Source organism: Halomonas sp. ND22Bw (assembly GCF_003011945.1).
Classification (GTDB): domain Bacteria; phylum Pseudomonadota; class Gammaproteobacteria; order Pseudomonadales; family Halomonadaceae; genus Halomonas; species Halomonas halophila.
On record NZ_PXWD01001768.1, the window covers coordinates 1 to 237 of the forward strand.

At 39.2% G+C, this 237-nt stretch carries 1 pseudogene; it reads right to left on the bottom strand.

Annotated elements, in window-relative coordinates:
- Positions 1 to 5: 5 nt before the first annotated feature.
- Positions 6 to 237, bottom strand: a pseudogene (locus tag CVH10_RS24370) (hypothetical protein); the annotation flags it as partial.

Below are 237 nucleotides of genomic sequence, written 5' to 3' on the forward strand. Positions count from 1 at the left end.
CAAAATTAGCGGTAATAGCGGATACCAGTAGTATGAGTTTTATAGAGACGATGAAACAACATGTATTGGGTCGTGTCGATACGGATATAATTTTCTAATAGCTGATTGATGCGTTTTGCATCCGCTAATTCATCTTCGGTTGGGTAGTTGTCAATGACAGTAGAGAAGATGATTTGATAATGAGGTTTGCTACCTTTTGGCATCTCATCCGGGGTTTCCCGATAGAAATTCAACATC